Genomic DNA, 24,610 nt, shown 5'->3' with positions numbered 1-24,610 from the left:
CTTGGAACCGCTAGACAAGTTCCCACAACAAGATAAGTCAACGGGTGAAACAAAATTTAACCTATCGTGGCGCCAGCTCACGCAAATGGCGAGCAACCGCGATCCAGGCACCGATATACCCTAACAACACCGCTCCTAGCAAGAGCGAAAAACCGTCGCCGACAGGCACGCCGTCAAGGGCGAAATCGCTGCCGTACAATCCGGCCAGCCCCGTCACCGCGTCATTCAGCCAGTCGAGCCCGTAAGCCAGCACGCCCCAGGACAGGACACCTGCCCCCAGGCCGTACAGCGCGCCCATATAAAGGAAGGGCCTGCGCACGTAGCTGTCGGTGCCGCCCACCAGCTTGATGACTTCGATTTCGGTGCGACGGTTTTCGATATGCAGCCGGATGGTGTTGCCAATGACCAACAGCAAAGCCGAGACCAGCAGTACCGTCAAGCCAAAAACGAAACGGTCGCCCAGCTTGAGGATTGCCGCCAGACGTTCTACCCAGACCAGATCGAGCTGCGCCTGCTGCACCTTGGGCAACTCGGCGAGCCGCGCGCGCAGGGCTTCGAGCGCCGGTTTATCGACCTCATCCGGCGTTACCACCACGACGCCCGGCAGCGGGTTATCGGGCAGTTCCTTGAGCGCCTCGCCCAGACCGGACTGCTGCTGGAACTCGTCGAGCGCCTGCTCGCTGCTGATGTACTCGGCCTGCGCCACGCCGGGCATGGCCTGGATCTGGTCACGCAGACGGGTGCCATCGGCACTGCTGGCATCCAGATTCAGGTAAATGGAGATCTGCGCGGCGCGTTGCCATGACCCGCCGAGTCGCTCGACGTTGCTGAGCAGGAGCGACAAGCCCATGGGCAGGCTGAGCGCGATGGCCATGACCAGACAGGTAAAGAAGCTGCCGATCGGCTGCTTGCCAAGCCGGCGCAGGCTGTCCGCCAGACTGGTGCGATGGCTTTCCAGCCAGGCCGCCAGCAAGGTCTTGAAGTCCGGACCGTCGTCATCATGGTCGTGACGCTGTTTTTTCTTAGGCATTGGGTCGGCGGCCTTAGGCGCTACGCGCTCGGACACCTTGGGACTGCGGGTCGCGCTCATGCTCCGGCCTCCCCGTCGCCGATCAGTCGGCCACGCTGCAAGGTCAGCATGCGGTGGCGCATGCGGGCGATCAGGGCCAGGTCGTGGCTGGCGATCAGCACGCTGGTCCCCAGCCGGTTGATATCTTCAAAGACGCCCATGATTTCCGCCGCGAGACGTGGATCGAGGTTACCGGTCGGCTCGTCGGCCAGCAGCAACGCCGGACGGTGGACGATGGCCCGTGCAATGCCGACCCGCTGTTGCTGACCGGTGGACAGGTCGCCGGGGTACAGCTCGGCCTTGTCGGACAAAGCGACGCGTTCGAGTGCCGAGTCCACGCGCTTGAACACTTCAGCCTTGGAAAGACCCAGGATCTGCAACGGCAACGCGACGTTGTTGAACACGGTACGGTCAAACAGCAACTGGTGATTCTGGAACACCACGCCGATCTGGCGACGCAGGAAAGGAATCTGCGCATTGCTGATCTGGCCCAGGTCCTGCCCGGCCAGCATCAGCTTGCCGGTGGTCGGCCGCTCCATCGCCAGCAGCAGACGCAGCAGCGTGCTCTTGCCCGCGCCGGAATGCCCGGTCACGAACAGAAACTCGCCACGACGTACGCGAAAGCTCAGCTCGTGCAACCCGACATGCCCGTTCGGATAGCGTTTGCCGACTTGCTCGAAACGGATCATGTACGCTCCCGCTCCGCGAACAGCGCCTGAACGAACGGCTCTGCCTCGAAGGTACGAAGGTCGTCGATGCCTTCGCCGACCCCGATGTAGCGGATCGGCAGACCGAATTGCTTGGCGAGGGCAAAGATCACACCACCCTTGGCCGTGCCATCGAGTTTAGTCAGGGCCAGGCCGGTCAGCGCGACCGTCTGGTTGAACTGCTTGGCCTGATTGATGGCGTTCTGACCGGTGCCGGCATCCAGAACCAGCAGCACTTCGTGAGGCGCCTGCTCATCGAGCTTGCCGATCACGCGGCGCACTTTCTTGAGCTCTTCCATCAGATTGTCTTTGGTGTGCAGGCGGCCGGCGGTGTCGGCGATCAGCACGTCGATGCCGCGCGCCTTGGCAGCCTGTACGGCGTCGAAGATCACCGAAGCCGAATCCGCGCCGGTGTGCTGGGCGATCACCGGGATCTGGTTGCGCTGGCCCCAAACCTGCAACTGCTCGACGGCGGCGGCACGGAAGGTGTCGCCCGCCGCCAGCATCACCTTCTTGCCTTCCAGCTGCAGCTTCTTGGCGAGCTTGCCGATGGTGGTGGTCTTGCCCGCGCCGTTCACGCCCACGACCAGAATCACGTATGGCTTGTGCTCGGCCTTGATGACCAGCGGCTGTTCGACCGGCTTGAGCATGGCCGCCAGCTCGCCCTGCAGGGAGGTATAGAGCGCCTGCGCGTCGGTCAGCTGCTTGCGGGCAACCTTCTGGGTCAGGCTCTGAATGATGACCGAGGTCGCTTCGACACCGACATCGGCGGTCAGCAGACGGGTTTCGATTTCTTCGAGCAGGTCGTCATCAATGGCTTTCTTGCCCAGGAACAGGCTCGCCATCCCCTCGCCGATGCTGGCGCTGGTCTTGGACAGGCCCTGCTTGAGGCGGGCGAAGAAGCCCACCTTGGCCGTTTCGGTCTCGGCAGCCTTGGGCACCTCGACAGGAGCCGCTTCGACGGGCAGCGTTTCAACGACAGGCTCCGGCAGCGCGGCCTGAGGCTGTTCAAGCACGGGAGCCGGGGTCGGCTCGGGCGCCACCAGCACCGGCTCCGGCACGCTGACAGGCATGACATCCAGCGCCGGCTCGGAGGCGGTCTCTTCGACGTTCGCTTGCTGCGCGGTCGGGCGCGGCTCGTCCTGTTTCGGCAGCGGCGGCGGCACGGCAGGCTCGAGTTCGTCGATCAGCGCCACTGATTCGTCGGCCACCGGCAATGTCAGCCAGGGCTGAGCCACGGGTTCGCCCGGCGGTACTTCCTCATGCGGCGCGGGAGCCGGAGCGGTCGCGACCGGCGCAATAGCGGGCGGCGCTTCGGTCGGCAGCGGCGTCTGCGCGCCCTGCGCGGACTCGGTAACGGGGGTTTCCTGCGGCTGCGGCTCGACCGGCTGCGTCTTCTTGCGCAGCCATCCGAACAGGCCTTTCTTCTCGCCAGCCGGGGCTGGGTTCTTCTTGTCGTCGTTGGAACCAAACATGGAGGACGGCTATCTCAAGGTAGCGAAGCGCCAGAGAGCGCTCCGGAAAATTCTGACATGAAAAACAGACTGCATTAAAGACCGCTTGTTCACTGGCTCACCGTACCATGCGGGTGGCATTCGACTGCGCCCGGACACAGGTTTCATGTGGTTTCGGCCAGTGGAGGCTGTTTCTGTCGCAAACGGATCAGTATCCTAACACCCCCGCGCCCGCCGACGCTAAGTTCACGCGGGCCGTCCTACAGGTTCGAACTACGAATGAATGCTCTAGCCCGCCGCGCCGCAGGCCTGCTGCTCAGCACGATTTGTCTGCCCCTGACAGCACTGGCCGCCGATCCGCAACCCACTCATGAATTCACGCTCGACAACGGCCTGAAAGTCATCGTCCGCGAAGACCACCGGGCGCCGGTCGTGGTCTCGCAGATCTGGTACAAGGTCGGCTCCAGCTACGAGACGCCGGGCCAGACCGGGCTGTCCCACGCCCTGGAACACATGATGTTCAAGGGCAGCAGCAAGACCGGCCCGGGCGAGTCCTCGCTGATCCTGCGCGACCTGGGCGCCGAAGAGAATGCGTTCACCAGCGATGACTACACCGCCTATTACCAGGTCTTGGCCCGCGACCGCCTGAGCGTCGCGCTGGAGCTGGAAGCCGACCGCATGGCGACCCTCAAGCTGCCTGCCGACGAGTTCAGCCGGGAAATCGAGGTCATCAAGGAGGAGCGCCGCCTGCGCACCGACGACAAGCCGATGAGCAAGGCTTTCGAACGCTTCAAGGCCATGGCCTACCCGGCCAGCGGTTATCACACCCCGACCATCGGCTGGATGGCGGATCTGAACCGCATGAAGGTCGAAGAGCTGCGTCACTGGTACGAATCCTGGTACGCGCCGAACAACGCGACACTGGTCGTGGTCGGCGACGTCAAGCCCGACGAGGTCAAGGCCCTGGCGCAGCGGTTCTTCGGCCCGGTTCCGCGCCGCGAAGTGCCACCGTCCAAGAAGCCCCTGGAGCTGGCGGAGCCGGGCGAGCGTCATATCACGCTGCATGTGCAGACCCAGTTGCCCAGCCTGATGTACGGTTTCAACGTGCCCAGCGTGGCGACGGCTGAAGACCAGCGCTCGGTGAATGCTCTGCGCCTGATCGCGGCCCTGCTCGACGGCGGCTACAGCGCGCGGATCCCTACCCGCCTGGAACGCGGCGAAGAACTGGTTTCCGGCGCCGCGGCGCAGTACGACGGTTATGCCCGCGGCGACAGCCTGTTCATGATCAGCGCCACGCCCAACGTCCAGAAAGGCAAGACCCTGGCCGACGTGGAAGCCGGCATCTGGCGTCAGCTGGACGAACTGAAGACCAAGGCGCCTTCCAAAGAGGAACTGGAGCGGGTCCGCGCCCAGGTGATCGCCGAAGTCATCTATGAGCGCGACTCCATCACCAGCCAGGCCACCATGATCGGCGAGCTGGAAACCGTCGGCCTGTCCTGGAAACTGATGGACGAAGAGGTCCAGGCGCTGCAGAGCGTCACGCCCGAGGACATTCAGAAAGCCGCCAGCACCTATTTCAGCCGCGAGCGCCTGAGCATCGCGCACGTTCTGCCCGAGGAGAAAGCCCAATGATCAAGCGCACCGCATCACGTCACGCGCTGCTTGGCCTGGCTCTCGCCACCACGCTCGGCGCCCCATTCGCCATGGCCGACAACGCCGCTTCGAGCGCCGCGCCCCAGGCTGCCTCCACGCCGGCGCTGGGCAGCAAGCTGCAGACCCTCAAGGAATTGAACGGCAAGGCCCCGGCTCGCCGCGATCTGAACATCCAGACCTGGCAGACCGCCGAAGGCGCGAAAGTGCTGTTCGTCGAGGCCCGCGAACTGCCGATGTTCGATCTGCGCCTGACCTTCGCGGCGGGCAGCAGCCAGGACGGAAACGCCCCCGGCCTCGCTACCCTGACCAACGCGATGCTCAATGAGGGCATCGCGGGCAAGGACGTCACCGCCATTGCCCAAGGGTTCGAAGGGCTGGGAGCGGACTTCGGCAACGGGTCCTATCGCGACATGGCGGTCGCTTCGCTGCGCAGCCTGAGCGCACCGGACAAGCGCGAGCCGGCCTTGAAACTGTTCAGCGAAGTGCTCGGCAAGCCGACCTTTCCGGCAGATTCCCTGGCCCGCATCAAGAACCAGTTGCTCGCCAGCTTCGAGTATCAGAAGCAGAACCCCGGTGTGATTGCCAGCAAGGCGTTGTTCGACAAGGTCTACGGCGATCACCCTTACGCCCATCCGAGCGATGGCACCCCGGAAAGCATCAAGGCCATCGACATTGCGCAGCTCAAGGCCTTTCATGCCAAAGCCTACGCCGCGGGCAATGCTGTCATCGCGCTGGTGGGAGACCTGTCGCGCGAACAAGCGCAGGCCGTTGCCGCCCAGGTTTCGGCGTCGCTGCCCAAAGGCCCGGCCCTGCCGAAAACCACCGCGCCGGTCGAACCCAAGGCAGGCGTGACCCATATCGAGTTTCCGTCCAACCAGACGCACCTGATGCTGGCGCAACTGGGCATCGACCGTAACGATCCGGACTATGCCGCGCTGACCGTAGGCAATTCGGTGCTCGGCGGCGGTGGCTTCGGCAGTCGCCTGATGACTGAAGTTCGCGAAAAGCGCGGCCTGACCTATGGCGTGTCGTCGAACTTCACCGCCATGCAGGTGCGCGGTCCTTTCCTGATCGGCCTGCAGACCCGCGCGGACATGAGCCAGAACACCCTGAAACTGGTGCAGGACATCGTTCGCGAGTTCCTTGCCAAGGGCCCGACCCAGAAAGAACTCGACGACGTGAAGCGCGAGCTGACCGGCAGCTTCCCGCTGACCGCCGCCAGCAACTCGGCCATCGTCGGCCAACTGGGCGCCATCGGCTTCTATGACCTGCCGCTGACCTACCTGGAAGACTACATGACCCAGGCGCAGAACGTGACCGTCGAGCAGGTCAAGGCCGCGATGAACAAGCACCTGAGCGCCGACAAGATGGTGGTAGTCACCGTCGGACCGACTGTGGCGCAAAAGGAACTGCCCGCCCCCGTCGACAAACCCGTAGAACAACCTGCCGGAGTTCCAGAGCACTGATGGTCAATTCACGCCCGAAAGGCCATAACGGCCTGGGTCAGCTACGCATCATCGGCGGGGAATGGGGCAGCCGCAAGCTGACCTTCCCCGACGCACCCGGCCTGCGCCCCACTCCTGACCGGGTACGCGAAACCCTGTTCAACTGGCTGGCGCCTTATATCGCCGGTGCCAGGGTCCTGGACGTCTTCTCCGGCAGTGGCGCTCTGTACTTCGAAGCCCTGTCCAGAGGCGCAAGCATTGGTCTGGCACTGGACAGCAACCCCACGGCCATCGCCAGCCTGCGCCAGAATCTCGATACGCTGCGCTGCACCAACGGTCAGGTGGTACAGGCAGACGCCTTGCGTCATCTGGAAACCGCGGATGCCACACCGTTCGACGTCGTGTTCCTCGACCCGCCGTTCCACCAGGGGCTGCTGGCTTCGGCCTGCGCCACGCTGGAAAGCCGAGGCTGGCTGGCGGACAACGCCTGGATCTATACGGAAAGTGAAAACGCGCCCTCGACGACAGGGTTGCCGGGCAACTGGCGCCTGCATCGCGAGAAGAAAGCCGGACAGGTGTATTACGCGCTCTGGCAGCGCGGCTAGGCCTCCCTTGCAAGGTCCGCCAGTCGCACTGGCGGACATCCCCTCTTGGATCGCGGCGTGCTTAGTGGCAACGTAGCTTTCTCAGCCACCGGTTCATGAACCACAAGACTGTATCCACTATGTCTTCGCACCTCTCGTTCACCACGCCGTTCGTTCCGGCGCGCGGCTTGAGCAACCCTCATTTGCAGACGCTGTGGGGGCCGTTGTGGCGCAAGCGAACGACGCTCGAACGCACCCGCGAGCGGATGTGGCTGGAAGACGGAGATTTTCTCGACCTCGACTGGCATGGCCCGCATCAGGCAGACGCGCCGTTGGTGCTGGTACTGCACGGACTCACCGGCTCGTCGAATTCGCCCTATGTCGCTGGCTTGCAAAAAGCCCTCGCCGCGCAAGGCTGGGCAAGTGTCGCCCTGAACTGGCGTGGCTGCTCCGGCGAGCCGAACCTGCTGTCGCGCAGCTATCATTCGGGGGCCAGCGAAGACCTCGCGGAAGTGATCGCCCATCTGCGAGCGCTGCGTCCGCTGGCGCCACTCTATGCCGTGGGCTACTCGCTAGGCGGCAACGTGCTGCTCAAGCATCTTGGCGAAGCCGGTGCCGACAGCGAATTGCTCGGCGCCGTCGCGGTATCGGTACCCTTTCGCCTGGACGAGAGCGCGGACCGAATGGGCCAGGGGTTCTCGCGGATCTATCAACGGCACTTCATGCGGGAAATGGTCGCCTACGTCCGCGAGAAACAGCGCCGTTTCCAGCACGAAGGGTTGAGCGAAGGGCTGGCCGAGTTGTCCGCGCTGGGTTCGCTGGAAAACATGCGCACCTTCTGGGATTTCGACGGCCGGGTCACCGCGCCGTTGCACGGCTTCGCGGATGCACAGGATTACTACCGTCGCGCCTCAAGCCGATATTTCCTGGGCCGCATCCGCACGCCAACGCTGGTGATTCAGGCGGCGGACGATCCGTTCGTGTTTCCCCACAGCCTGCCGGAGCCTGACGAGCTGTCGGCCTGTACCGAGTTCGAACTGCACGCCAAGGGTGGCCATGTCGGGTTCGTCGACGGGTCCCTGAAAAAACCCGGTTATTACCTGGAGCGACGCATTCCCCTCTGGCTGAGCGTCGCCCACGAGCGGGACAATCCGTACCCCTCCTGATCCACCGCTCAGAGGGTGTTTACAAAACAGGCGAGCGCAGCCATTTTGTAGACACCCTCAAGGGCCGGTCGCAATCTCCCGCGTTGGGTCAGTAATCCACTCGCTCCAGGAGCCGGCGTAAAGTTTGCCCAGTGGATAACCGGCCAGACACAGGGCGAACAGGTTATGGCAGGCCGTCACACCCGAGCCGCAATAGGCCACCAATTGATCCGGCGTACGTCCTTGAAGCTTTTCGGCGAAACGCTCCCTGAGTCGCTCGGGAGGCAGGAAACGGCCTTCCGCGTCCAGGTTGTCGGTGAACGCGGCACACAGCGCACCGGGGATGTGGCCCGCAACCGGGTCGATGGGTTCTGCCTCGCCGCGAAACCGGGGTTCGGCACGCGCATCGATCAGCGTCATGTCCTCGCGACCCAGCCGGCCCTGCAAGCGGGCGGCACTGAGCACCAGCGACATGTCCGGCTCGCCGGAAAAGGTGCCGGGCCGCAGGGTCGGCGGGTCCAGGCTCAGCGGCAGGCCGGCGGCATGCCAGGCTTTCAGGCCGCCGTCGAGAATCGACACGCCGTCACGCTTGCCCAGCCACGCCAGCAGCCACCAGGCCCGCGCGGCATAGGCGCCGGGGCCATCGTCGTAAAGAATGACTTCGCTGTCGTTGTCCACGCCCCAGGCCTGAAGACGCTGGACCAGCGTTTCGGGATCAGGCAGCGGATGGCGACCGGTCTTGCCTTTGGTCACCGGCCCGCTCAGGTCGCGTTCCAGGTCCGCGAAGGACGATCCGTCGATATGCCCCAGCGCATAGCAGCGCTGGCCGTAATCCGGGTCCCCGAGGTCGAAGCGGCAATCCAGAATCACCACACCCGGTGCTCGTTGCCGTGCGGCCAGTTGTCGAGGACTGATCAGTTGCGCGATGGACATGGCAGACTCCAGAGGGTGTTTACAAAATAGGCGAACGAAGGCAAGACAAGGCGAAATCGGTCGAAAAAGCGGAGTTTACGTAAAGTAAATGAGCATTTTGAGAGCGATTTCAACGCCGTATTGTCGAGTGCAGCCATTTTGTAAATATCTTCTTGGGCGATGGATCGAATATACACGGCGTCCGGCCCGGCCGAGGATCAAACATGGTCGATAATCGGCGCAATACGACCTTTACCTGCTGCGCTGCGGCTTGGCCCACCGGGAAGGCTGCGATACCATCCGAGTCCCACAACGGACTCCGACCAGGACGACGCGATGAACCGAGTGTTGTACCCAGGCACCTTCGACCCTATCACCAAGGGCCATGGAGATCTGGTCGAGCGTGCCTCGCGCCTGTTCGATCAAGTGGTCATTGCCGTTGCCGCCAGCCCCAAGAAAAACCCTCTGTTCCCGCTGGAACAGCGTGTTGAACTGGCTCGCGAAGTCACCAAACACTTGCCGAACGTCGAAGTGGTGGGCTTTTCCACGCTGCTGGCGCAGTTTGCCAAAGAGCAGAATGCCAACGTTCTGCTGCGGGGCCTGCGGGCCGTCTCGGATTTCGAATACGAGTTCCAGCTTGCCAACATGAACCGTCAACTGGCGCCGGACGTCGAGAGTCTGTTTCTCACGCCGTCGGAACGCTATTCGTTCATTTCCTCGACACTAGTGCGCGAGATCGCGGCATTGGGCGGAGATATCAGCAAGTTCGTGCATCCAGCCGTGGCCGACGCGCTGACTGAGCGTTTCAAGCGCTGACGCTCTGGACTTGAACCCGCAGGTGCATACCGACGCTTAATGCGGCACAATTCGCCGCATTGGTTTTCATATGCCCCGGCCAGGCCTGCGGCAGGAGTGATTCATGTCCCTTATCATCACTGACGATTGCATCAACTGCGACGTCTGCGAACCCGAGTGCCCGAACGAGGCGATTTCACAAGGCGAGGAGATCTACGTGATCAATCCGAACCTGTGCACCGAATGCGTGGGCCATTACGACGAACCCCAGTGCCAGCAGGTTTGCCCTGTCGATTGCATTCCGCTGGACGAAAATCGCGTCGAAAGCAAAGAACAGCTGATGGAAAAGTACCGGATCATCACCGGCAAGGCGTAATGTCGCGGCTATTCTTTCTTGCCGTAGCCTGAGGTCGTGCAGCCCAGGCAGCGCACGAAGGCGGCCTTGCCCGGATCCACCACCAGCGCCTTGCCTGTCGCTTTGAGGTTGCCACCCGCAGCCGCGAAGGGCGCGGCCACCACGAACAGCCCGGTTCCGATCACCGTCGCGGCAATCAGCAGCGGGCGGGCAATCAGCAGGTCGCCGATCATCGCGAACGCCGGCGGATTCTGGATGCTGTAGACCGGATCGCCGCTGCCGGCGGGAATATCGTTCGCTGCCGCGGGCATCGCCTGCAACCCGATGAAGATCGCCAGAGTGGCAGCAAGAATACGAAACAGGCTCATGACTGGATCCTTCGGGCACGGCTGGATGTAGTGTTGTTCACTATAAACAGCGTCGAGCATTAAGCAAGGTGCCGTAGGAGCCAGCTTGCTGGCGATGCGCCGCTGAATGCGCCACACTTCTATCGCCTTGATCGCCAGCAAGACGGATCGCCGCCCGCTGGCTCCCACACCTAGGGGTCAGCGCTGGCATTTGGGACAGAACACACTCGCCCGCTGGCCCAGTTTGATCTCGCGCAGGGTCGTGCCGCAGACCTTGCACGGCATCCCTCCCCGACCGTACACGAACAGTTCCTGCTGGAAGTAGCCGGGCTTGCCGTCGCCACCGATGAAGTCACGCAGGGTGGTGCCGCCGCGCTCGATGGCGTAGGCCAGTATGCGTTTGATCTCGATCGCCAGCTTCAGGTAGCGCAGCCGGGAAATGCCTTTGGCTTCGCGGCGCGGGTCGATGCCGGCGGCAAACAGCGCTTCGGTCGCATAGATATTGCCGACCCCCACCACCACGGCGTTATCCATGATGAAAGGTTTGACGGCAATGGACTTGCCCCGTGAGCGCTCGAACAGCCGCTCGCCGTCGAACAGGTCGGTCAGCGGCTCCGGACCCAGCCGGATCAGCAGTTCGTGGTTGTGCGGGTCCAGACTCCAGAGCATCGCGCCGAAGCGGCGTGGATCGGTGTAACGCAGGGCCAGGCCCGACTCCAGCTCGATATCCAGATGCTCATGCTTGAGCGCCGGAAGCCCGGCTTCGACCAGACGCAGGTTGCCCGACATGCCCAGGTGACTGATCAGGGTGCCCGCCTCGGCCTGGATCAACAGATACTTGGCGCGCCGCCCGACCTCGACGATGCGCTGGCCGGACAGGCGCACATCCAGATCCTCGGGCACAGGCCAGCGCAGGCGCCGGTCGCGGACGATGACCCGGCTGACGCGCTGTCCTTCGAGATGAGGCGCGATGCCTCGGCGGGTAGTTTCGACTTCCGGTAATTCAGGCATGTGTCACTCGTCAAAGCCGATTCGGGAGGCCGCTCAACGCGCGCCCAGTTCGCGAATGCTCTCTTTCAGGTTTTCGAAATCGTATCCGGACAGGCCGACGTAATCGAGCACCAGCGGGCCGACCAGATTCCATTCATGGTCCTCAGACTGATTACCCAGCACCCGGTAGGACTCGCAGATATGCTCCGCCATTTTCAGCGGGGCGAGCAGGTTCTTGAGGTTGGCGTAGCGGCAGGAATCGTCCTGAAAGATCGCCAGCGCGTTGTGATGGTTGGCGATGGCTTCGCTGACATGACCGGGCAGGCGCCAGGATTTGGCCGTGTAATACCCCACGACCGAATGGTTGGTCTGGTACTTGCGGTTTTCCGTGTCCACGATCCGGCAATCCGGGCCGGCCTTGGCGTAGGCGTCTTCCAGCACGTCCATGTAGTCAGGAAAGCGCTTGAGCATCAGCGGGATGCCGCAGTCGTGAAACAGACCCAGCGCGTAGGATTCGTCCACGGTCTGCGAGCCGATCCGCTTGGCAAGCGTCAGACTGGTCATCGCCACGTCTTGGGCGGTGTCCCAGAAGCGATTGAGCGTGACGATGGTTTCGTCGCTCATCTCGCCCTTGATCGACTGGGCGTTGATCAGATTGATGATCGAGCGGCTGCCCAGCAGATTCACTGCGCGCTGGATCGACGCAATCTTGTTCGTCAGCCCGTAATGGGCCGAGTTGACGATCTTCAGCAGCGCGCCGGAAAGACCGGGGTCCTGGGAGATCAGCCGCGCGATGACCCCAAGGTCGGGGTCGGGCATGTACTGCTCCATCTGCAGATCCACCATGATCTGGGGCTGCGGGGGCACGCTGATGCCCTGCAGGGCTTGTTGGATCTGATCGGAAGTCAACTCTTCGGACATTGTCATCTACTCCAGGCCGGTCTGCGATTCTGCCGTCTTAATGGTCAACGGTCTATCGACACCACCGGACATTTCCTGAACTTTGAGAACCGTCTGGCTTCGGAATGCTTGAGACGGGCGCACGGACACTTGGCCAATGGCTCTGCCGCGCGCTGAACCCAAGCCCATAACTGGAGGTTTTCATGTCCAACGCTCTGAATGGCAAACGCATCGCGATGCTGGTGACCGACGGTTTCGAACAGGCGGAACTGACCGGACCTAAAGAAGCGCTCGAACAGGCCGGCGCGAAGGTCGACATTCTTTCCAGCCAGGACGGCCAGGTCAAAGGCTGGAACCATGACAAGCCTGCCGATGATTTCCCGGTCGACCTGACGTTCAAGGCGGCCGACGTCAATAACTATGACGCTGTGGTCCTGCCGGGCGGCGTCCAGAACTCCGACACCATCCGCCTGGATACCGACGCCCAGCACATCGTCAGAACCATCAACGCCCAGGACAAGCCGCTGGCGGTGATCTGCCATGGCGGCTGGCTGCTAGTGTCCGCCGGGCTGGTCAAAGGCAAGACCATGACCAGCTACAAGACCCTCAAGGACGATCTGGTCAACGCCGGCGCCAACTGGGTCGATCAGGAAGTGGTTACCGACGGCAAGCTGATCAGCAGCCGCCAGCCGGACGACATTCCCGCGTTCAATCGTGAGCTGATTCAAGCCTTGTCGGCCTGAGACCGCTCAGTAAATTCGCGTCCTTCCGGTCCATGACCGGGAGGACGGGTTATAATCCCGCTCTTTTTTTCGGAGCGACGTCATGTCCCTGCCTAGCTTGCGCCTCAAGCCCAACGCCGACCGTCGCCTGCGTGCCGGCCACCTGTGGGTCTACAGCAATGAAATCGACGTAGCCGCCACCCCGTTGCACGGCTTTGCCGCGGGCGATCAGGCCCTGCTGGAAGCCGCCGGCGGCAAGCCGCTGGGCATCGTGGCGATGAGCCCCAACAACCTGATCTGCGCGCGCCTGCTGTCACGCGACATCAAGCTGCCGCTGGACAAATCGCTGCTGGTGCACCGCCTGAACGTCGCGCTGTCCTTGCGTGAGCGTCTGTTTGACAAGCCCTTCTATCGCCTGGTGTATGGCGACTCGGACCTGCTGCCGGGGCTGGTCGTGGATCGCTTCGATCACATTCTGGTCGTCCAGTTGGCATCCGCCACCATGGAAAACCACAAGGAAGACGTGCTGGCGGCGCTGATTCAAGTGCTCAAGCCAAGCGGCATTCTGTTCAAGAACGATTCGGCGGCGCGTGATGCCGAAGGTCTCACTCGCTATGTCGAAACCGCCTACGGCGCCGTTCCAGAATGGGTGGCGCTGGAAGAGAACGGCGTCAGGTTCGAAGCGCCGGTCATGGACGGCCAGAAGACCGGCTGGTTCTACGACCACCGCATGAACCGCGCGCGCCTCGCGCCCTACGTCAAAGGCAAGCGCGTGCTGGACCTGTACAGCTACATCGGCGGCTGGGGTATTCAGGCAGCCGCGTTCGGCGCCACTGATGTGACCTGTGTCGACGCTTCGTCCTTTGCCCTCGATGGCGTGGAGCGCAACGCGTCGCTGAACGGCTTTGCGGAAAAGCTTACCTGCATCGAAGGCGACGTGTTCGAGGCCCTGAAAGAACTCAAGGCCGGTGAAGAACGCTTCGACGTGATCGTGGCCGACCCGCCCGCGTTCATCAAGCGCAAGAAGGACCTGAAGAATGGCGAAGGCGCCTACCGCCGCCTGAACGAACAGGCCATGCGCCTGCTCACCAAGGACGGCATTCTGGTGAGCGCATCCTGCTCGATGCACCTGCCTGAAGACGACCTGCAGAACATCCTCCTGACCAGCGCCCGTCACCTGGACCGCAACATCCAATTCCTGGAACGCGGCAGCCAGGGCCCTGACCATCCGGTTCACCCGGCGATCGTCGAAACGCGCTACATCAAGAGCATCACCTGCCGGTTGTTGCCCAATAGCTGATATCGCCTTATCGCGGCTGAAGCCGCTCCTACACCCCGTAGGAGCGGCTTCAGCCGCGATCTGCCGCGAAGCGGCGGCAACGCCAGACGGCGCGGTGTTTCATCCCCATGGGCTGACCACGAGCGCGCGACAGGTGTAGAATCGGCCACATTCATCGCCAGTCATCCCCCGGCGGGTTTATGAGCTCAGGCCGAGCGCACGGTGATCCCGTGGGTGTCGGTTTCGTCGCTGTCTTCGGTCACTGCCGTTCACGGGCGACGTCAATAGAAGCTCACTCCCTTCACTGATTAGCCTTATTTGCCGGAGTGCTCCAATGCCTGATTACCGCTCGAAAACCTCCACCCACGGCCGCAACATGGCCGGCGCTCGTGCCTTGTGGCGCGCCACGGGGATGAAGGACGAAGACTTCAAGAAACCGATCATCGCCATCGCCAACTCCTTCACGCAGTTCGTACCCGGCCATGTCCACCTCAAGGACATGGGTCAGCTGGTCGCGCGTGAAGTCGAGCGCGCCGGCGGCGTCGCCAAGGAATTCAACACCATCGCGGTGGACGACGGCATCGCCATGGGCCACGACGGCATGCTGTATTCGCTGCCGAGTCGCGAGATCATCGCCGACTCCGTCGAGTACATGGTCAACGCGCACTGCGCCGACGCTATCGTCTGCATTTCCAACTGCGACAAGATCACCCCTGGCATGCTGATGGCCGCGCTGCGCCTGAACATCCCGGTGATCTTCGTTTCCGGCGGCCCGATGGAAGCCGGCAAGACCAAGCTCGCCAGCCACGGTCTGGACCTGGTGGATGCCATGGTCATCGCCGCCGACAGCAGCGCCAGCGACGAAAAGGTCGCGGAGTACGAGCGCAGCGCCTGTCCGACCTGCGGTTCGTGCTCCGGCATGTTCACCGCCAACTCGATGAACTGCCTGACCGAAGCCCTGGGTCTGGCCTTGCCGGGCAACGGCTCGACACTGGCGACCCACAGCGATCGCGAGCAGCTGTTCCTGACCGCCGGCCGCACCATCGTCGAACTCTGCAAACGCTACTACGGCCAGAACGATGCGTCGGTTCTGCCGCGCAACATCGCCAACTTCAAGGCGTTCGAAAACGCCATGACGCTGGACATTGCCATGGGCGGCTCGACCAACACCATCCTGCACCTGCTGGCTGCGGCGCAGGAAGCCGAAGTCGATTTCGACCTGCGTGACATCGACCGCCTGTCGCGCAAGGTTCCGCAGCTGTGCAAGGTCGCGCCGAACATCCAGAAGTACCACATGGAAGACGTGCACCGCGCCGGCGGCATTTTCAGCATCCTCGGCGAGCTGGCTCGCGGCGGTCTGCTGCATACCGATCTGCCGACCGTACACAGCCCTTCGATGGAAGAAGCCATCGCCAAATGGGACATTACCCAGACCGACGACGAAGCGGTGCATACCTTCTTCAAGGCCGGCCCTGCGGGTATCCCGACCCAGACCGCGTTCAGTCAGTCGACCCGTTGGGAAAGCCTGGACGACGACCGCGAGAACGGCTGCATCCGTAGCGTGGAACACGCGTATTCGCAGGAAGGCGGTCTGGCTGTGCTTTACGGCAACATCGCGCTGGACGGCTGCGTGGTGAAAACCGCTGGCGTGGATGAGTCGATCCACGTTTTCGAAGGCAACGCCAAGATCTTCGAAAGCCAGGACAGCGCGGTACGCGGCATCCTGGCCGATGAAGTCCAGGCTGGCGATATCGTGATCATCCGCTACGAAGGCCCCAAAGGCGGGCCGGGCATGCAGGAAATGCTCTATCCGACTTCGTACCTCAAGTCCAAGGGCCTGGGCAAAGCCTGCGCGCTGCTCACCGACGGTCGTTTCTCGGGTGGTACCTCGGGCCTGTCCATCGGCCACGCCTCTCCGGAAGCGGCGGCGGGCGGCGCGATTGGCCTGGTTCAGGACGGCGACAAAGTGCTGATCGACATTCCGAATCGCTCGATCAATCTGCTGATCGATGACGCGGAAATGGCTGAACGCCGCGCCGAGCAGGACAAGAAAGGCTGGAAGCCGGTCGAGCAGCGTCCACGCAAGGTGACGACCGCGCTCAAGGCTTATGCCCTGCTTGCCACCAGTGCCGACAAGGGCGCGGTGCGAGACAAGGCGCTGCTGGATAAGCTGGTTCCGTAATTTTCGGGAACCGCTTAATCGCCAGCAAGCTGGCTCCTACACTCGACGTCGTAGGAGCCAGCTTGCTGGCGATGGGCTGCAAAGCAGCCCCTGTTACGCCTGACGTTCCCACACCTCGAAAACATAAGCCGGTTTGTCGTCAACCGCCGGATTCTCCACACTCGAAACCCGCTTCCACTGCGCCGGATCGAACTCCGGAAACCACGCATCGCCTTCCGGGCTCAACGCCACTCGTGTCAGATACAGCCGATCGGCTTGCGCCAGCGCCTGGGTGTAAAGCTGAGCGCCGCCGATCAGCATGATCTCGTCTGCCCCCTGCTCCCGCGCCCACTGTTCGGCGCGCGCCATTGCGGCCTCCAGCGAAGGGAAAACCTCGGCGCCTTCCAGGACCAGCTCAGCCTGACGGCTGACCACCAGGTTCAAACGCCCCGGCAACGGCCGACCTAGCGAATCCCAGGTCTTGCGACCCATGATGATCGGCTTGCCCAGCGTGGTGGCCTTGAAATATTTGAAGTCCCCCGGCAGATGCCAGGGCATGGAGTTGTTGACGCCGATCACCCGGTTTTCACCAAGCGCGGCAATCAGGCTGAGAGGGAGATGTGTATTCATGGCGCGCAGGATAACAGAGCCGCGCCCGGATCAGACTGAACCGAGATACACGATACTCAGTCCCATCACTGCGGTTATCCTCACCGCTGAATTTTTTGAAGAGACGCCGTGTGACTGCTCTGACCCCACTCGATACCTTGTGGCTGACCGAAGCCGTGCGCCTGCGTGAACAGCAGGCCGGCACGCTTGACGATCAGGAAGCCAATCGCCGGGCCCGTGCCGCCGAGGGCGATCTGCCCGCCCGCATCACTCACCGCGCACTCTGGCTGGCCGAGCGTGACGGCATGCTGAGCGCTTTGCGCCACTGGAAACAGGGCGCGCGTCTGGCTCTGCTGGCGCTGGCGCTGTTCGCCGTCATCAGCGGCGCCGGTCTGGCGTTCGCCGCGCTAGGCGACGGGCAGACGCCGGTCAACGTGTTCTGGGCGCTGGGAAGCCTGCTCGGCTTGAACCTGATGCTGTTGATCGGCTGGGTGCTGGGGCTGGTATTTGCCGGGCGCGGCGATGGCGCGCTTGGTCGCCTCTGGTTATGGCTGAGCGGAAAGCTGGCGCGCGACGCCCAGGCTGCGCAATTGGCCCCGGCACTGATCCTGCTGTTGCAACGTCGCCGGCTGAATCGCTGGGCGCTAGGTCTGCTGGTCCATGGCCTGTGGCTGGTCGCGCTGCTCAGTGCAATGACGCTGCTGCTGGCACTGATGGCGACCCGTCGCTACGGCTTCGTCTGGGAAACGACTATTCTCGGCGGCGACACTTTCGTGGCCCTGACTCAAGCGCTTGGCACCCTGCCGGCAATGCTGGGGTTCAGCGTGCCGGACGAAGCCATGATTCGCGCCAGCGGCAACGGCGTGCTGGGCATCGAACAGGCTCGCCAGGCCTGGGCGGCCTGGTTGGTGGGCGTGCTGCTGGTGTACGGGATTGTGCCGCGTCTGCTGATGGCGCTCCTGTGCCTGTGGCGCTGGAAGCGCGGGCGGGCCGGCTTGAAGCTGGACGTCGAATTACCCGGTTACGCAGAACTGCGTGAAAGCCTGATGCCCAGCAGCGAACGACTCGGCGTGAACGACGCGGCTCCTGCCCTGCTTCACGAAGTCCAGTCCGGCGCGAACCTTGCGCAAAGCGATGGAGGCGTGCTCGTCGCCATCGAACTGGACGGTCAGCATCCCTGGCCGCCGGAATTGCCGGCAACTGTCGCGAATGCCGGCGTGCTGGACAGCCGTGAGTCCCGGCATCGTCTGCTGGAGCAACTGACGACTCATCCACCCGCGCGCCTGCTGATCGCCTGCGACCCGCGGCGCTCGCCGGATCGCGGCAGCCTGGCCTTGATCGCCGAGCTGTCGCGCTGCGCCACGCAAACACGTATCTGGCTGTTGCCGGCTCCCGGTGACCAGCCCCTCGATCCCGAGCGGCTGGAAGACTGGCACGCCGCGCTGGAGAAACACCAACTGACATGGTCCGAAACGGCATCGTTGATCTGGCTGGAGAAGGGACATGACTGAATCCGCGAAGCTTCGCCCGCTCAAGCTGGCAGTGGTCGGTCATACCAACGTCGGCAAGACTTCCCTGCTGCGCACGCTGACCGGTGACGTGCATTTCGGCGAAGTGTCCCATCGCCCGAGCACGACCCGACATGTCGAAGGCGCGCGGCTTTCCGTCGAAGGCCAGCCGGTTCTGGAGCTGTACGACACGCCCGGGCTGGAAGACGCCATCGCCCTGCTCGACCATCTGGAACGCCTCGAACGTCCCGGCGAGCGCCTCGACGGACCGGCGCGGCTGGGCCTGTTTCTGGAAGGCAGCGAAGCTCGCCAGCGATTCGAACAGGAGGCCAAGGTACTGCGTCAGCTGCTGGAGTCCGACGCCGGGCTTTATGTCATCGACGCCCGCGAGCCCGTGCTGTCCAAATATCGCGATGAACTGGAAGTGCTGGCCAGCTGCGGCAAGCCGCTGTTGCCGGTCCTCAATTTCGTGACCAGTCGGGATCATCGCGAACCCGAGTGGCGCGAAGCGCTGTCACGACTGGGCCTGCACGCGCTGGTGCGTTTCGACAGTGTCGCGCCGCCAGAAGACGGCGGCCGACGTCTTTATGAAAGCCTTGCGCTGATGCTGGAAAACGCACGCCCTCAGCTGGAGCGGCTGATCGAGGATCAGGAAGCGCAGCGCCAGGCACGTCGTCAGAGCGCCGCGCGGCTGATCGCCGACATGCTCATCGACTGCGCGGCGTGTCGGCGTAGCGTCGAGACAGACGCCGCCGCTGAAGCGCAGGCCGTCGAGGCGCTCCGTCAGGCGATTCGGCAGCGGGAACAGCGTTGCGTCGATGCGCTGCTCAAGCTGTATGCGTTTCGCAAGGATGACGTCACCACCAGTGACCTGCCGTTGATGGATGGCCGCTGGGGCGACGATCTGTTCAACCCCGAGACGCTCAAGCATCTGGGCATCCGCGTGGGCGGCGGTGTGGCGGCAGGCGCTGCAGCGGGCGCCGGCGTCGACCTGATGGTCGGCGGCATTACCCTCGGCGCGGCCGCCCTGGTGGGTGCGATTGCGGGTGGCGCGCTGCAAACGGCACGCAGTTATGGAGGCCGTTTGCTGGGCAAGATCAAGGGCCATCGGGAACTGACTGTCGACGAAGGCGTGCTGCGCCTGCTTGCATTGCGCCAGCGGCATCTGATGATCGCGCTCGGGGTCCGGGGTCATGCGGCCATGAACAGCATCGAGCTGACCTCCCCCGACGACAAGACCTGGCGCCAGGGCCGGCTTCCCGAGCCCTTGAGCAGGTCACGCGCGCATCCCCAGTGGTCATCCCTCAATCCGCGCCCAAGGCTGGATCAGGCGGAGCGGCAGGAAGCGGTTGGTGATCTCGCGGATCTGATCGCAAAAGCCGATTGACCGCATCGCCAGCAAGCTGGCTCCCACGGGTAATGATTGGCGCCCCAAATGATGGATGGGTGTCCAACATTTGGGGCGTAGATCACAATCCTGTGGGAGCCAGCTTGCTGGCGATGCGATCCGCCGGTCTACGAAACAGAGGATTCGCGGACAACTCCGCCGCCACGCTGTATGATCGCGCGCCCGATTCACCCGGAAGCCTGAATTCAAATGAAATCGACCTTGATCGCCGCCGCAGAGATCGACCGTCTCGATACCTGGGCCAAGTACTCCAGCCACATGTGCGGGGGCTGCATATCGAGTTGCTGCACCTTGCCGGTCGAAGTGAAGATCAAGGACCTGATCCGCATCGGCCTGGTCGACGAGTTCGAACGTGGTGAGCCGGCGAAGAACATCGCCAAGCGGTTGCAGAAGGAAGGTATCGTCGAGCGCTACAACCAGAAATCGGAAATCTTCACGCTGCAGCGCATGAGCAACAACGACTGCCTGTACCTTGACCGCAAGAGCCGCCTTTGCACGATCTATGACAAGCGCCCGGACACTTGCCGCAACCATCCGAAGATCGGCCCGCGCCCAGGCTATTGCGCCTACAAACCCAAGGCAGTCGAGCGCCAGAGCAGCGGCACGCTGAACGCCAACTCCGGCCGGGTGCCGCTGAAGTTCTGATGCCTTACTTGTAGGAGCCAGCTTGCTGGCGATAGACGATGACACGGTTTACCTGAACCGAATCGTCTGACTGCCGCTTCGCGCCAGATCGCCAGCAAGCTGGCTCCTACAGGTGAGTGCAACGACATAAAAAAACGCCCCCGGCCTTGCGGCAGGGGGCGTTTTCATTCAGCCGGAACCGGTATCAGTTCTTGGCTTTCTTGGCAGCGCGGGTACGCTCGCCTTCGTCGAGGATCTTCTTGCGAAGACGGATCGACTTCGGCGTCACTTCGCACAGCTCGTCGTCCTGGATGAATTCCAGAGCCTGTTCGAGGGTGTGACGAACCGGCGGAACCAGAGCGATGGTCTCGTCCTTGCCGGAAGCGCGCATGTTGTCGAGCTTCTTGCCCTTGGTAGGGTTGACGCCCAGGTCGTTGTCACGGCTGTTCAGACCGATGATCTGACCGTTGTAGATGTCCTGGCCGTGTTCGATGAACAGCTTGCCACGCGCCTGCAGGGTTTCCAGCGAGTAGGTCAGTGCCTTGCCGGTTTCGACCGAAACCAGTACGCCGTTCTGACGACCGGACATGTGGCCGGACTTCATGGTGTCGTAGCGATCGAAGATCGAAGTCAGGATGCCTGCACCGTTGGTCAGGGTCAGGAACTGGTTACGGAAACCGATCAGACCGCGAGCAGGGATGTTGTATTCCAGACGTACACGGCCTTTGCCATCCGGCGCCATGTTGGTCAGGTCGCCCTTACGCAGGCCCATCTCTTCCATGACCTTGCCTTGGGATTCTTCAGGGATGTCGATGGTGACGTTTTCGAACGGTTCCTGCTTGGCGCCGTTCACTTCGCGGATGATGACTTCCGGACGGCCTACAGCCATTTCGAAGCCTTCGCGACGCATGGTTTCGATCAGAACCGAGAGGTGCAGCTCACCACGGCCGGAAACCTTGAACTTGTCGGCGGAGTCGCCTTCTTCAACGCGCAGGGCAACGTTGTACAGCAGCTCCTTGTCCAGACGCTCCTTGATGTTACGGCTGGTCACGAACTTGCCTTCTTTACCGCAGAAAGGCGAGTCGTTGACCTGGAAGGTCATGGAAACGGTCGGCTCGTCGACGGTCAGCGGCTTCATCGCTTCGACGGCGGTCGGGTCGCAGAGAGTGTCGGAGATGAACAGTTCGTCGAAACCGCTGATGCAGACGATGTCGCCCGCAGCCGCTTCTTCAACGTCTACACGGTGCAGACCGTGGTGACCCATCAGCTTCAGGATACGGCCGTTGCGCTTCTTGCCTTCGGTGTCGATGGCGACGACCGGAGTGTTCTGCTTGACGCGACCGCGAGCGATACGGCCAACACCGATGACGCCCAGGAAGCTGTTGTAGTCCAGAGCGGAGATCTGCATCTGGAACGGACCATCACGGTCAACCGACGGCGCAGGTACGTTGTCGACGATCGACTGGTACAGCGGGGTCATGTCTTCGGCCATGTCGGTGTGATCCAGACCGGCAATACCGTTCAGCGCGGAAGCGTAAACGACTTTGAAGTCCAGCTGTTCGTCGGTGGCGCCCAGGTTGTCGAACAGGTCGAAGATCTGGTCCAGAACCCAGTCAGGACGCGCGCCCGGACGGTCGACCTTGTTGATGACCACGATCGGACGCAGGCCGGCTTCGAAAGCCTTCTTGGTCACGAAACGGGTTTGCGGCATAGGGCCGTCCTGAGCGTCGACCAGCAGCAGCACGGAGTCGACCATCGACATGACGCGCTCTACTTCACCACCGAAGTCGGCGTGGCCGGGGGTGTCGACGATGTTGATGTGGTAGCCGTTCCAGTTGATCGCGGTGTTCTTCGCGAGAATGGTAATGCCGCGCTCTTTTTCCTGGTCGTTGGAGTCCATGACGCGCTCGTCGTTGAGCTCGTTGCGCTCAAGAGTGCCGGACTGACGCAGGAGTTTGTCGACCAGGGTGGTTTTACCATGGTCAACGTGAGCGATGATGGCGATGTTGCGTAGATTTTCGATCACTTGTGTATCTCGATCAGAGGATTCGGTCTGCTGACTGAAAACAGACAGCCATTTAACAGTTAAGAGTCGGCAAAAGCCGTTACGGCTTGGCGACTGGTGTCGGGGGGCCGGTGACGCAGGCCACAGGCAAACAGCCCCGGGCACTTAGCTCGGTCGATATACGCGCACATTGGCATGCCCCTCACTGAGCAAATGATGAGCATGCAGGCGGCTCATGACGCCTTTGTCGCAATACAACAGGTACTGGCGCGTGTTATCCAGTTCCTTGAAACGGCTGTTCAATGCATAGAACGGCACGGTCTGTATCTCGATACCCGACACTTGCAAGGGCTGGTCTTCCTGGGCATCCGGATGACGGATGTCGATGATGACCTGACCGGCCAGCGCCTGACTGACCTCTTCGATCTCGACGCTGCGGCTCAGATCGTCGATGACCCGATCGATCGGAACCAGCTTCGCGCGCTCCAGTGCCCGCTCGAGGATCGCCATGTCGAACTGTTGCTCTTCATACTCGACGCGGTTGCGCTTGGCATGGGTCTTGGGGTTGACCGAAATCACCCCGCAGTACTCGGGCATGTGCCGGGCGAAGTCGGCGGTGCCGATCTCGTTTGCCAGGTCGACGATGTCCTGTTTGTGGCTTGCGATCAAAGGTCGCAGGACCAGCTTGTCGGTGGCCGAGTCGATCAGCGACAGGTTCGGCAGCGTCTGGCTGGAAACCTGTGAAATCGCTTCGCCGGTGACCAGCACGTCCATTTCCAGACGTTCGGCGACAGCGGATGCAGCGCGTAACATCATACGCTTCAAAACTACACCCATATGACTGTTATCGACTTTTTCCAGGATTTCTCCGAGAACTTCCTCGAAAGGCACGCTGACGAACAGCACTCGATGAGAGCTGCCGTACTTCTTCCAGATGAAATGCGCGACTTCCATCACGCCTAGCTCATGGGCGCGGCCGCCCAGGTTGAAGAAGCAGAAGTGCGCCATCAGTCCGCGGCGCATGATCTGATAGGCCGCCACGGTGGAGTCGAAACCACCGGACATCAGGACCAGCGTCTGTTCCAGCGACCCCAGCGGGTAGCCGCCCAGGCCCTTGTGCTGATCGTGGATGACGAACAGGCGCTGATCGCGGATTTCCATGCGCACCACGATTTCCGGCTTGCGCAGCTCGATACCGGCGGCGCCGCACTGCTGACGCAACTGGCTGCCGACGTATTTTTCCACGTCCATCGAACTGAACGGATGGCGACCGGCGCGCTTGCAGCGGACCGAGAACATCTTGCCGGGCAGCAGGTCGCCGTAATGCGCCTTGCAGCGGGCAACGATGTCGTCCATGTCGCCCAAGGGGTATTCGGCCACCTGCAGGAAGTTGGCGATGCCCGGCATGCAGCTCAGGCGCTCGGTGATGCCGTGCAGGATCTTCGGATCGGTCGACTGCGTTTCGACTTCCAGATTGTCCCAGACGCCACCCACGACGATATCCGCGTCCAGTTCACGCAGAACGGTACGGATGTTCTTGCCCAGTTGCCGGATGAATTTCTTGCGGACCGGTGGGCTTTTGATGGTGATTTCTGGGAAAACCTTGACGATTAGCTTCATGGAAACGGTGCGTTGAATGCCGGCCGGAAAAGAGGGGGCGCGGATTATAGCGGAAATTGCTCAAGGTTTAACCAGTTATCGTACGGCCGGTCATCGATGCACCATAATGAGTCACTGGTGTGAATCAAGGCGCCATTAAGGTGCGCACTTATTGTCGAATGCAGCCCACTGCCCCCGTAAATGCTTGTCTTTGAGGCATCGCGCCCATCTCGGGGCACTGGCATGCAAATTGCTCCCTTGTGAGGCAGGTAGCCTTGGCAGAGTATCTGCGCCGGCATCACCACATTTTCGAGAGTCGATCACTAGAATTCGGCTCTT

General features: G+C 62.3%; 22 protein-coding genes. 12 read left to right on the top strand and 10 right to left on the bottom strand.

Features of this window, described 5'->3' with window-relative positions; translation table 11 throughout:
• Positions 1 to 61 precede the first annotated feature (61 nt).
• Genes ftsX through ftsY form a run of 3 tightly spaced genes read right to left on the bottom strand, consistent with a single transcriptional unit; the run spans position 62 to position 3,251 of the window.
• On the bottom strand, positions 62 to 1,090 hold the full coding sequence (gene ftsX, locus TRP66_RS08305) for a permease-like cell division protein FtsX (RefSeq protein WP_333401032.1): 1,029 nt from the start codon (positions 1,088 to 1,090) through the stop codon (positions 62 to 64).
• Entirely contained in the window at positions 1,087 to 1,758 is a 672-nt protein-coding gene (ftsE, locus tag TRP66_RS08300; protein ID WP_333401031.1) for a cell division ATP-binding protein FtsE, read from the bottom strand. Before ftsE ends, ftsX begins: the two co-directional genes overlap by 4 nt.
• Positions 1,755 to 3,251, bottom strand: coding sequence for a signal recognition particle-docking protein FtsY (ftsY, locus tag TRP66_RS08295; RefSeq protein ID WP_333401030.1), 1,497 nt, complete (start codon positions 3,249 to 3,251; stop codon positions 1,755 to 1,757). The genes ftsE and ftsY overlap by 4 nt, the downstream gene beginning before the upstream one ends.
• A gap of 258 nt (positions 3,252 to 3,509) precedes the next feature.
• On the opposite strand from ftsY, the gene TRP66_RS08290 reads away from it, so the two are divergent.
• From TRP66_RS08290 to TRP66_RS08275, 4 genes are all read left to right on the top strand, one after another.
• On the top strand, positions 3,510 to 4,862 hold the full coding sequence (locus TRP66_RS08290) for a M16 family metallopeptidase (RefSeq protein WP_333401029.1): 1,353 nt from the start codon (positions 3,510 to 3,512) through the stop codon (positions 4,860 to 4,862).
• Entirely contained in the window at positions 4,859 to 6,349 is a 1,491-nt protein-coding gene (locus TRP66_RS08285; protein ID WP_333401028.1) for a M16 family metallopeptidase, read from the top strand. Before TRP66_RS08290 ends, TRP66_RS08285 begins: the two co-directional genes overlap by 4 nt.
• Positions 6,349 to 6,933 (top strand): 16S rRNA (guanine(966)-N(2))-methyltransferase RsmD, encoded by a 585-nt coding sequence (rsmD, locus tag TRP66_RS08280; protein ID WP_333401027.1) that lies wholly within the window; start codon positions 6,349 to 6,351, stop codon positions 6,931 to 6,933. The genes TRP66_RS08285 and rsmD overlap by 1 nt, the downstream gene beginning before the upstream one ends.
• A gap of 119 nt (positions 6,934 to 7,052) precedes the next feature.
• Positions 7,053 to 8,078: a hydrolase gene (locus tag TRP66_RS08275; protein ID WP_333401025.1), complete on the top strand. Its 1,026-nt coding sequence runs from the start codon at positions 7,053 to 7,055 to the stop codon at positions 8,076 to 8,078.
• A 57-nt stretch (positions 8,079 to 8,135) separates the two neighbouring features.
• Here TRP66_RS08275 and TRP66_RS08270 read toward each other — a convergent pair whose 3' ends face one another.
• Positions 8,136 to 8,990, bottom strand: a complete 855-nt coding sequence (locus TRP66_RS08270; RefSeq protein WP_333401024.1) for a sulfurtransferase — start codon at positions 8,988 to 8,990, stop codon at positions 8,136 to 8,138.
• A 315-nt stretch (positions 8,991 to 9,305) separates the two neighbouring features.
• Between TRP66_RS08270 and coaD the strand changes: the two genes are divergently transcribed.
• Both coaD and TRP66_RS08260 read left to right on the top strand, forming a co-directional pair.
• Positions 9,306 to 9,785 (top strand): pantetheine-phosphate adenylyltransferase, encoded by a 480-nt coding sequence (coaD, locus tag TRP66_RS08265; RefSeq protein ID WP_333401023.1) that lies wholly within the window; start codon positions 9,306 to 9,308, stop codon positions 9,783 to 9,785.
• 103 nt (positions 9,786 to 9,888) lie between these two features.
• Complete coding sequence (locus TRP66_RS08260) at positions 9,889 to 10,140, top strand: YfhL family 4Fe-4S dicluster ferredoxin (RefSeq protein ID WP_333401022.1); 252 nt, start codon at positions 9,889 to 9,891, stop codon at positions 10,138 to 10,140.
• A gap of 8 nt (positions 10,141 to 10,148) precedes the next feature.
• Here TRP66_RS08260 and TRP66_RS08255 read toward each other — a convergent pair whose 3' ends face one another.
• The 3 genes from TRP66_RS08255 to TRP66_RS08245 all read right to left on the bottom strand — a co-directional run bounded on the left by TRP66_RS08255 (position 10,149) and on the right by TRP66_RS08245 (position 12,323).
• Positions 10,149 to 10,487 (bottom strand): multidrug transporter, encoded by a 339-nt coding sequence (locus tag TRP66_RS08255; RefSeq protein WP_333401336.1) that lies wholly within the window; start codon positions 10,485 to 10,487, stop codon positions 10,149 to 10,151.
• Between the two features lie 177 nt (positions 10,488 to 10,664).
• The gene (gene mutM / locus TRP66_RS08250; protein WP_333401021.1) at positions 10,665 to 11,477 is read right to left on the bottom strand and encodes a bifunctional DNA-formamidopyrimidine glycosylase/DNA-(apurinic or apyrimidinic site) lyase; all 813 of its coding nucleotides are present in this window, start codon (positions 11,475 to 11,477) and stop codon (positions 10,665 to 10,667) included.
• Positions 11,478 to 11,510: 33 nt separating this feature from the next.
• Positions 11,511 to 12,323, bottom strand: a complete 813-nt coding sequence (locus TRP66_RS08245) for an HDOD domain-containing protein (protein ID WP_333401335.1) — start codon at positions 12,321 to 12,323, stop codon at positions 11,511 to 11,513.
• Between the two features lie 236 nt (positions 12,324 to 12,559).
• On the opposite strand from TRP66_RS08245, the gene TRP66_RS08240 reads away from it, so the two are divergent.
• From TRP66_RS08240 to ilvD, 3 genes are all read left to right on the top strand, one after another.
• Entirely contained in the window at positions 12,560 to 13,099 is a 540-nt protein-coding gene (locus tag TRP66_RS08240) for a type 1 glutamine amidotransferase domain-containing protein (RefSeq protein WP_333401019.1), read from the top strand.
• A gap of 82 nt (positions 13,100 to 13,181) precedes the next feature.
• Positions 13,182 to 14,378: a class I SAM-dependent rRNA methyltransferase gene (locus TRP66_RS08235; protein ID WP_333401017.1), complete on the top strand. Its 1,197-nt coding sequence runs from the start codon at positions 13,182 to 13,184 to the stop codon at positions 14,376 to 14,378.
• A 313-nt stretch (positions 14,379 to 14,691) separates the two neighbouring features.
• Complete coding sequence (gene ilvD / locus TRP66_RS08230) at positions 14,692 to 16,539, top strand: dihydroxy-acid dehydratase (protein ID WP_333401016.1); 1,848 nt, start codon at positions 14,692 to 14,694, stop codon at positions 16,537 to 16,539.
• 93 nt (positions 16,540 to 16,632) lie between these two features.
• Here ilvD and TRP66_RS08225 read toward each other — a convergent pair whose 3' ends face one another.
• Positions 16,633 to 17,148 (bottom strand): dihydrofolate reductase, encoded by a 516-nt coding sequence (locus tag TRP66_RS08225; protein WP_333401015.1) that lies wholly within the window; start codon positions 17,146 to 17,148, stop codon positions 16,633 to 16,635.
• Between the two features lie 110 nt (positions 17,149 to 17,258).
• Here TRP66_RS08225 and TRP66_RS08220 point away from each other — a divergent pair, with 110 nt between their 5' ends.
• From TRP66_RS08220 to TRP66_RS08210, 3 genes are all read left to right on the top strand, one after another.
• Positions 17,259 to 18,638, top strand: coding sequence for a DUF2868 domain-containing protein (locus TRP66_RS08220; RefSeq protein ID WP_333401014.1), 1,380 nt, complete (start codon positions 17,259 to 17,261; stop codon positions 18,636 to 18,638).
• Complete coding sequence (locus TRP66_RS08215; protein ID WP_333401013.1) at positions 18,631 to 20,022, top strand: GTPase/DUF3482 domain-containing protein; 1,392 nt, start codon at positions 18,631 to 18,633, stop codon at positions 20,020 to 20,022. The genes TRP66_RS08220 and TRP66_RS08215 overlap by 8 nt, the downstream gene beginning before the upstream one ends.
• Positions 20,023 to 20,232: 210 nt before the next feature.
• On the top strand, positions 20,233 to 20,688 hold the full coding sequence (locus TRP66_RS08210; RefSeq protein WP_333401012.1) for a YkgJ family cysteine cluster protein: 456 nt from the start codon (positions 20,233 to 20,235) through the stop codon (positions 20,686 to 20,688).
• A gap of 184 nt (positions 20,689 to 20,872) precedes the next feature.
• Here TRP66_RS08210 and typA read toward each other — a convergent pair whose 3' ends face one another.
• Positions 20,873 to 22,693 carry a translational GTPase TypA gene (gene typA / locus TRP66_RS08205; RefSeq protein ID WP_333401010.1) on the bottom strand — a complete coding sequence of 607 codons (1,821 nt, stop codon included), beginning with the start codon at positions 22,691 to 22,693 and terminating at the stop codon, positions 20,873 to 20,875.
• A 144-nt stretch (positions 22,694 to 22,837) separates the two neighbouring features.
• Positions 22,838 to 24,292: a tRNA uracil 4-sulfurtransferase ThiI gene (gene thiI, locus TRP66_RS08200; RefSeq protein WP_333401009.1), complete on the bottom strand. Its 1,455-nt coding sequence runs from the start codon at positions 24,290 to 24,292 to the stop codon at positions 22,838 to 22,840.
• Positions 24,293 to 24,610 lie beyond the last annotated feature (318 nt).

Origin of the sequence: Pseudomonas sp. JDS28PS106 (genome assembly GCF_036706555.1) — a bacterium.
Classification (GTDB): Bacteria; Pseudomonadota; Gammaproteobacteria; order Pseudomonadales; family Pseudomonadaceae; genus Aquipseudomonas.
Note: the sequence above shows the minus strand (reverse complement) of the source record. Positions and strands in the feature narration are given on the sequence as shown.